This is a genomic window from Streptomyces sp. NPDC002573 (genome assembly GCF_042889625.1).
Classification (GTDB): Bacteria; Actinomycetota; Actinomycetes; order Streptomycetales; family Streptomycetaceae; genus Streptomyces; species Streptomyces gibsoniae.
The window spans coordinates 117,150-123,246 of record NZ_JBIARC010000026.1; the positions used below are offsets into that span (position 1 = coordinate 117,150).

The following is a 6,097-nucleotide window of genomic DNA, read 5'->3' on the forward strand; positions in this document are numbered from 1 at the left end:
GCGCCCCGAGTGCTTCCACCCCTCCACGCTCGAGCCCCCCATCCACCAGAATCCCTAATGAATAGCATGTAGAAGAATTAAGTAGAGCTTCACGATCGATCAGTCGACACTACTCCCATGACGACGACCGCATCCACGCCCCCGCCCTTCGGCCGCGCCCTCTGCGCCATGGTCACGCCCTTCACCGAGAAGGGCGCGCTCGACCTCGACGGGGCCCGGCGGCTGGCCGACCGGCTGGTGTCCGAGGGGTGCGACGGACTGGTGCTGAACGGAACGACGGGCGAGTCCCCGACCACGACGGACGCCGAGAAGTCGGCCCTCATCGGAGCCGTCCGGGAGGCGGTCGGCGACCGGGCCTCGCTGGTGGCGGGCGTGGGCACGTTCGACACCCGGCACACCGTCGAGCTGGCCCTGGCGGCCGAGAAGGCGGGTGCGGACGGTCTGCTGGTGGTCAGCCCGTACTACAGCAAGCCCCCGCAGGACGCCCTCGCATGGCATTTCCGGGAGGTCGCGGACGCGTCGGGGCTGCCGCTCGCGCTGTACGACATCCCCGGCCGCACGGGCACCCGCATCGAGCCCGACACGATGCTCCGTCTCGCCGAACACCCCAGGATCGTGGCGGTCAAGGACTGCTCCTACGACTTCCTCGGCATCCAGAAGGTGATCTCCCGGACGGACCTGGCCTACTACGCGGGCTGCGACGAGCACAACCTCGCCCTGTACGCGGTGGGCGGCGCGGGCTTCGTCAGCACGGTGGCGAACGTCGCCCCACGCCGGATGCGGTCCGTGCTGGACGCCTTCGACGCGGGCGACACCGCGGAGGCCGCCCGGTTGCAGCACCGGGCGCTGCCCCTGATCGAGGCGATGATGGCGGCGGGTCTGCCCGGCTCGGTCACGGCCAAGGCACTGCTCGGCGCCCTCGGCCTGCCCGCGGGCCCGGTCCGCGCACCGCTACGACCCGCGGACCGCGAGGCGACCGAGGACCTGCTGACGGTGTACGAACGACTGACGGCCGGCTGATCCGCCCCGGACGGGGAAGAAAAGCACCCGGGCCGCGCGCCGCCGTTGCCGTACGGTGGCCGCGTGGACCGGCCCCTGCTCTTCCTCGACGTCGACGGCCCCCTCAACCCGTGGGCGGCCCAGCCGGAGCGGCGCCCGGAGGGCTATACGACGATCAGGGTCGCCCTGCACCCCGGGCGGGCGCTGCGCGTGTGGCTCCACCCGGGACACGGCCCGGCGCTGCTGGCGCTCGGGTACGACCTGTGCTGGGCGTCCACGTGGATGGACGCCGCGAACCGCTGGATCGGCCCGGTCATCGGCCTGCCGGAACTGCCCTACGTCGACTTCGGCGCGGGCCTGTTCGCCCTGCGCCCGGACGGCGTGCACTGGAAGACCGAGGCGATCGTCGCGTACGCCCGGGGCCGGCCCTTCGCCTGGGTGGACGACGAACAGACCCCCGCGGACCAGGCGTACGTCACCGCCCACCACGCGGCACCGGCCCTGCTGCACCAGGTGGACCCCCGAATCGGGCTCCGCGGGGAGGACTTCGCGACACTGACGGAGTTCGCGACCTCGGTGACGACATGAACGAGCGCCCCGCCGGGTCGGCGGGGCGCTCGTGAGACGGGGCGCCCGCCGAGCGGGCGTTCGGGCCGTCAGTTGTGGCTGTTCTGATTGCGATGCAGGTCAGGGGCTCAACTCGTCCCATGGGCCGTATCGGGGCCGTCATCGGCGTCACCCGGGTCCCGGAAGACCCGATCCACGGCGGCCCGGGTGCGCGCCTCACTGTTCGGCATCAGGTGCGTGTACGTGCGCAGGGTGAAACTCGGGTCGTGGTGACCGAGGTACTCGCTCAGGGCCTTGATGCTCTCCCCCGCGTCCAAGAGCACGGAGGCGTAGAAGTGGCGAAGGGCGTGCATGCCGTTCTCGCGTCCGAGCGGGATGCCGGCGGAAGTGAGGGCAGGACGCCAGAACGACCTGTTGAAGCGGAACCGGTGCAGCGGTTGACTCCGAGTGTTGACGAACAGCAGCGAGGCCGTGACGGGCGGGCCGTCCGGGGTCTTCCAAGGCAAGGTGACCTCTACCGGCTCGTGCTTCGTGATGTGCGCTGCAAGTGCGAACGAGACCGTCTCGGGCAACGGCACCTGACGTTCCTTGCCGCCTTTGGGCGGCCCGAACACCAGGTGGACGCCTCGTATGACCTTGATCTGCCGGACGACGTGAACCGTGCCGCCGAGGAAGTCGACATCCTCTACCGCCAGACCGAAAATCTCGCCTTGACGGAGGCCGCAGCCCGCCCCCAGGGACACCATCTCCTGGTAGGCATCTGGCAACGCCTCGTGCACGGCCATGACGCGCTCGATGGACCATGGCTTGACCTTGCGGGCATCGAGGGACGGCGCTCGCACTGAACGTGCCCGGCAGGGGTTTTCGGCGATGATCCGGTCTTCCACAGCCGCCGTGAACACCGCCGACACGTTGGCGAAGATCGACCGCCGGTAGGACGCCGCGCGTCCCGTCGCCTCCAGCTCTCGCATCCACGCACGAAGGTGCGACGGCCGGAATGACGCCATCGGCCGGTCACCGAGGTACGGAAGGGCGTGGACCCTCAACCGGATCTCGACGCTCTCGCGGGTCACCGGATCGATGGTGAGCGCCGCCATCCATTCCTTGGCGTACTGGCCGAAGGTGATCGAGCCCGCGGCCGGGTCGATGTATCGCCCCTGCGACATGTCTGCTTCGATGTTGGACAGCCAGGCTTCGGCCTTGCGCTTCTGTTTGTCCGGAAAGCTCTTGGACTTCTCGGAGCCGTCTGGCGCGATGTACCGGGCACGGTAGCGGTGGCCGACGCCGTAGCGATCAGTCCTGACCCTGACCGTCTTGCCGTCCGCTCCGGGAACGCTCTTGTACCAGCGGTCTTGGATGTGTCCGGCCATCAGGCAGCGGCTCCTTCCATGCGGGACTGGACCCAGGCGCGGACGTCATCGGGGTCGTAGCGGAGATGCCGGCCGACACGGAATCCGCGGGGACCGATGCGCTTTCTCCGCCACTGGTAGAGCGTCTCGACGCTGGGGAGTTCAAACAGCTCGACCAGGTCCTCAGGCGTCAGGTATCGGCCGGGCAGGCGTATCGCCATGGTCACCACTCCCCTTCGTCCGGCAGGTCTGCTAGTGCTTCGCGCGCGGTCTCGCGGTTGAACTGGAGGTCGCGGGCGATGGTGGCGGCGAGGGCGGATTCGCCGGGGGTGTGGCCGTGTCCGGCGTACTGCCAGTCGGCCAGGACCAGGACCGTGTCCGGTTCGCAGTCGTCCAGGCCGAGGGCTTCGCGTTCCTGGGCGGCGCGGTAGTCGGCGCGTTCCTGGCGGAGGGCCCCGAGGGTGGTGGAGTAACGGCGGGACTTGGAGGAGAAGTGGCCCCGGAAGCCGAGCATGTGTGCCCAGGCCCAGAGGCGGCGGTCGGGGTACAACGGGTCGAGCTCCTTGCATGCCTTGATGAGTCGGCGGGTTTGGTCGGGGACCTGGTGGCGGTCGAGCTCGGCGAGTTCGCCGATGCGGCGGTCGAGAGTGCCGGTCGTCTCGGCGGCCTTGGTGGCGTATTTGGCGACGTAGGAGGCCACCGCCTGTTCGGTGATCTCGGAGCCGTCGCCGAAGGCCTTCACGGGCCGGACGTCGAGCTGGGTGCCCCAGCGGAACGTGCGGGCCGGTTGGTCCTCGGCGGCCGGAACGGAGACCGAGGTGTACGAGTGCGTGGCGGCGGCACGGATCGCGCCGGTGAGGAGGCCGACCGTTGCCCAGGACGGCGGCGGGGTGTCCGGGCCGTCGGGACCGTCGAGGCGGATCACTGCATGGAAGTGCACGGCACCGCGTTTCTGGAACTCGGCGACCTTGCCGTACGACAGCCGCGCGCACTCCTTCAGCTCCCTCTGGGAAAGGCCGGCGCGGGCGGCGATCTCGCGGCGCAGCCGGTTGGTGAAGCGCTGCCAGAGCTGCCCGGCGTGGTTGTTGAACAGGACGGCGCCCGCGTAGTCGTACGTGGCCGGGTCCAGGGCGGTGCCAAGGGTGGGATCGTCGGCGCCGTGGCGGGTGCCGCAGCGGCAGACGCCGTAGTCGGGGCGGTTGTGGACCGGGCCGAAGGACGGGGCGGTGAGGGTGGCGAAGACGCGCGGGTGATCGCGGACGGTGGCGGGGATGTCCCGGCGGTCGTCGCCCGCGAGTCCGGCGCGGATGAGGTGGTAGGTGTCGCCCGCGTACGTCCAGGCGCAGGAGGGGCAGCGGGAGGCGCGGCGGTTGCCGCAGGCGACGCGGAGTCGGCCGCCGGGCTCGTGCTCGGTGGTGTAGTGGCGCAGGGTCTCGCCGGTGGTCTTGTCCTTGTGGAGGGTCCAGCCGCGCAGGTGGATGGGGTCGGCGCAGCCGCCGGTGCGGCGGATCTGGTCTTCCCAGCGGGTGTAGTCGGGGGCCGAGGCCACCCTCAGCAGGTCGCTGAGGGTGGTCGGGTCGAGCAGCGTGTCAGGCACGGGCGCCCTCCCGGACGGCCGGGCGGTGAACGGTGCCGGTGCCGTGGCAGGCGGGGCAGTGTGCGGTGATGGTGCGCAGGTGGCCGCGGGCGTCGCGGCCTCCGAGGGTGATGGCGACGGAGGCGAAGCCGTCGCAGTTGCCGCAGATGCGGGGCCGGGGCGTGGTGCGGTGGGTCATGCTGGACGTTCCTTCCGGTTCCATGTGATCGGGCAGGGACGACGCCCGGGCGGCGGATGCTTGGCGGTATCGGAGCCGCCCGGGGGCCGGTCAGCGTCGCTTGGCTTCGGCGCTGATCAGGGAGCGGATCACCAGGGCGCAGACGGCGACGGACACGCCGGTGATGGCGACCGCGAGGAGCATCGAGACGAGGACGGCGCCGACGACCAGGACCACGGCCGTGCCACCGCCAACCAGGGCGAGCGCAGTACCGGGGGTGAGCTGGACCGTCGGACGGGACGTTGCGGGCTCGGCCGCAGCAGGGGCCAGGCGGTGCTGGACCACCGCGGTGGGCTCGACAACGGCGGGCGGGGTCACTCGCCCGGTCGGGGTGGGCATGGTCGGGATCTTCGGGCGGAGCATCGTGTTTCTCCTTTCGGGGCTGGCTACTTGACGGCTGCGTTGATGGCGGGGGCGAGGAGGCTGTCGGCGAGGAGGTAGCCGCCCAGGAGCAGGACGGCGATGAGCCACCAGGGCGGGCGGATGAGCTTGATGCCGAGGTAGCCGACGACGAGCAGGGCGAACCAGAGAGGGACCTGCATGGCGGGTGGTCTCCTAGCGGACGCGGCAGCGGTGGGTGCGGGCGGCGAGCTGGGCGGCGGAGGCGCTGGAGTAGTCGGCGGACCAGCCGCAGCGGTCGGCGGTGCACACGGCGGCGTGTTTGGTCTGGCCGTTGTGGTCGCGGTGGGTGCCGATCTGCACCGGGCCGATGCTCATCACGGAGTGGAAGTGGTCGCGGGCGGGCATGTCAGTCGGTCTCCTCTCGGGCCGTTGTCGGGTCGGGGAAGCTGGCGCGGATACCGGCGGCGGTGGCGGGGTCGGGGGTGCGCTGGGCGGCTTCCTGGGCGAGCAGGTGGGCGAGGAAGGGCCGGTTGGCGGCGGTCATCTCGCGGGCGCCGTCGAGGTAGTCGGAGGCGGTCAGGTCGGCCGGGTCATGGGTCATCGGTCTTCCTCTCTTGCTGGTCAGGCGAGGTGGGCGGCGATGGCGTCGGCGAGGTGGGGCGGGACGCCGAGGCGGGCGCGCAGGGTGTCGGTGTCGATCGGGGAGCCGGTGCGGGTGCGGTACTCGTCTGCGACCTTGCGGGCGTGGTCGACCAGCACCGCCGGAACCGCAGGCGCCGGGGCGGACACAGGCAGAGCCGGAGCGTCCTGGGTGAGTGCCGGAGCGGGCTCGTGCTGAGGCTCCGGAGTAGGGGTGGTGACGTGCTCGGGATCGGCATCGGGTGCGGGGGTGGGGGCGGGTGCCGGCGGGAGCGGCGTCCGGTGTTCGGCTGAGTGCGCCAGGAGGGTTCCGCCGAGGAAGGCGAGGGCGGGCCATCCGGCGATGCCGAGGCGGAGTGGAGCGGGTGGGTGGGCCAGGTTCAGGAA

At 71.1% G+C, this 6,097-nt stretch carries 10 protein-coding genes and 1 pseudogene; 2 read left to right on the plus strand and 9 right to left on the minus strand.

What is annotated here, in order from left to right:
- Positions 1 to 117 precede the first annotated feature (117 nt).
- Positions 118 to 1,020, plus strand: a complete 903-nt coding sequence (dapA, locus tag ACFYX0_RS24290) for a 4-hydroxy-tetrahydrodipicolinate synthase (RefSeq protein WP_355903432.1) — start codon at positions 118 to 120, stop codon at positions 1,018 to 1,020.
- A gap of 63 nt (positions 1,021 to 1,083) precedes the next feature.
- On the plus strand, positions 1,084 to 1,587 hold the full coding sequence (locus ACFYX0_RS24295) for a hypothetical protein (protein ID WP_388973048.1): 504 nt from the start codon (positions 1,084 to 1,086) through the stop codon (positions 1,585 to 1,587).
- Between the two features lie 107 nt (positions 1,588 to 1,694).
- On the opposite strand, the gene ACFYX0_RS24300 is transcribed toward ACFYX0_RS24295, so the two are convergent.
- The 9 genes and pseudogenes from ACFYX0_RS24300 to ACFYX0_RS24340 form a co-directional block, all read right to left on the minus strand.
- Positions 1,695 to 2,936, minus strand: a complete 1,242-nt coding sequence (locus ACFYX0_RS24300; protein ID WP_355903438.1) for a site-specific integrase — start codon at positions 2,934 to 2,936, stop codon at positions 1,695 to 1,697.
- A complete protein-coding gene (locus tag ACFYX0_RS24305; protein WP_355903441.1) occupies positions 2,936 to 3,136 on the minus strand; it encodes a helix-turn-helix domain-containing protein in 201 nt (66 codons plus the stop codon). The genes ACFYX0_RS24300 and ACFYX0_RS24305 overlap by 1 nt, the downstream gene beginning before the upstream one ends.
- Positions 3,137 to 3,138: 2 nt before the next feature.
- Positions 3,139 to 4,512: a replication initiator protein RepSA gene (repSA, locus tag ACFYX0_RS24310; protein ID WP_388973050.1), complete on the minus strand. Its 1,374-nt coding sequence runs from the start codon at positions 4,510 to 4,512 to the stop codon at positions 3,139 to 3,141.
- Positions 4,505 to 4,690, minus strand: coding sequence for a hypothetical protein (locus ACFYX0_RS24315; RefSeq protein WP_388973052.1), 186 nt, complete (start codon positions 4,688 to 4,690; stop codon positions 4,505 to 4,507). The genes repSA and ACFYX0_RS24315 overlap by 8 nt, the downstream gene beginning before the upstream one ends.
- A gap of 90 nt (positions 4,691 to 4,780) precedes the next feature.
- Positions 4,781 to 5,092 carry a SpdD-like protein gene (locus ACFYX0_RS24320; RefSeq protein ID WP_388973054.1) on the minus strand — a complete coding sequence of 104 codons (312 nt, stop codon included), beginning with the start codon at positions 5,090 to 5,092 and terminating at the stop codon, positions 4,781 to 4,783.
- A 23-nt stretch (positions 5,093 to 5,115) separates the two neighbouring features.
- Positions 5,116 to 5,271: a hypothetical protein gene (locus ACFYX0_RS24325; RefSeq protein ID WP_311698311.1), complete on the minus strand. Its 156-nt coding sequence runs from the start codon at positions 5,269 to 5,271 to the stop codon at positions 5,116 to 5,118.
- Positions 5,272 to 5,284: 13 nt separating this feature from the next.
- Positions 5,285 to 5,476 carry a mobile element transfer protein gene (locus ACFYX0_RS24330; RefSeq protein ID WP_388973056.1) on the minus strand — a complete coding sequence of 64 codons (192 nt, stop codon included), beginning with the start codon at positions 5,474 to 5,476 and terminating at the stop codon, positions 5,285 to 5,287.
- A gap of 1 nt (position 5,477) precedes the next feature.
- Positions 5,478 to 5,672, minus strand: a complete 195-nt coding sequence (locus tag ACFYX0_RS24335) for a hypothetical protein (RefSeq protein ID WP_388973058.1) — start codon at positions 5,670 to 5,672, stop codon at positions 5,478 to 5,480.
- A gap of 20 nt (positions 5,673 to 5,692) precedes the next feature.
- A pseudogene (locus ACFYX0_RS24340) lies at positions 5,693 to 6,097 on the minus strand (SpdA protein); the annotation flags it as partial.

Bases quoted from the DNA above. Each gene is read 5' to 3' on its own strand.
- dapA (WP_355903432.1), top strand. From the start codon at position 118: ATGACGACGACCGCATCCACGCCCCCGCCCTTCGGCCGCGCCCTCTGC.
- ACFYX0_RS24300 (WP_355903438.1), bottom strand. From the start codon at position 2,936: ATGGCCGGACACATCCAAGACCGCTGGTACAAGAGCGTTCCCGGAGCG.
- ACFYX0_RS24305 (WP_355903441.1), bottom strand. From the start codon at position 3,136: ATGGCGATACGCCTGCCCGGCCGATACCTGACGCCTGAGGACCTGGTC.
- ACFYX0_RS24315 (WP_388973052.1), bottom strand. From the start codon at position 4,690: ATGACCCACCGCACCACGCCCCGGCCCCGCATCTGCGGCAACTGCGAC.
- ACFYX0_RS24320 (WP_388973054.1), bottom strand. From the start codon at position 5,092: ATGCTCCGCCCGAAGATCCCGACCATGCCCACCCCGACCGGGCGAGTG.
- ACFYX0_RS24325 (WP_311698311.1), bottom strand. From the start codon at position 5,271: ATGCAGGTCCCTCTCTGGTTCGCCCTGCTCGTCGTCGGCTACCTCGGC.
- ACFYX0_RS24330 (WP_388973056.1), bottom strand. From the start codon at position 5,476: ATGCCCGCCCGCGACCACTTCCACTCCGTGATGAGCATCGGCCCGGTG.
- ACFYX0_RS24335 (WP_388973058.1), bottom strand. From the start codon at position 5,672: ATGACCCATGACCCGGCCGACCTGACCGCCTCCGACTACCTCGACGGC.